Here is a 373-nt window from a genome sequence, read left to right as displayed (position 1 = left end):
GGTCACGGTCGGTGTGCCCGTCGCCCAGGGCCTCGGTGCGACGGATGACGCCGTCTCGGAAGGAGTCCACGATTCGACGCTCGCAGGGGACTGCCCTCGGCACCAGGCCCAGCCCGCGCCCTGTGGACAACTACGCAATCCGCACCCCGGTTGCACGCGTCGCGGGCGCAATTGCGGGCGCGACGGGTACAGCAGGGGTGCGGATCGGGGGACTAGCTGTAGTCGTAGAAGCCGCGACCGCTCTTGCGGCCGAGCTGGCCGGCGTCGACCTTGCGGCGGAGCAGGGCGGATCGGGGGACTAGCTGTAGTCGTAGAACCCGCGACCGCTCTTGCGGCCGAGCTGGCCGGCGTCGACCTTGCGGCGGAGCAGGGC

2 protein-coding genes are annotated in these 373 nt (G+C 71.3%); both read right to left on the bottom strand.

Annotated features, from left to right (window positions below; genetic code table 11):
- Nucleotides 1-212: 212 nt before the first annotated feature.
- Nucleotides 213-284: a 3-hydroxyacyl-CoA dehydrogenase family protein gene (locus tag AC1DYG_RS20690; RefSeq protein WP_477641703.1), complete on the bottom strand. Its 72-nt coding sequence runs from the start codon at nt 282-284 to the stop codon at nt 213-215.
- A gap of 14 nt (nt 285-298) precedes the next feature.
- On the bottom strand, nt 299-370 hold the full coding sequence (locus AC1DYG_RS20685; RefSeq protein ID WP_477641703.1) for a 3-hydroxyacyl-CoA dehydrogenase family protein: 72 nt from the start codon (nt 368-370) through the stop codon (nt 299-301).
- Nucleotides 371-373 lie beyond the last annotated feature (3 nt).

It is taken from the genome of Pedococcus sp. P1_H8 (assembly GCF_056405175.1).
This window is presented reverse-complemented; position numbering and strand designations above follow the sequence as displayed.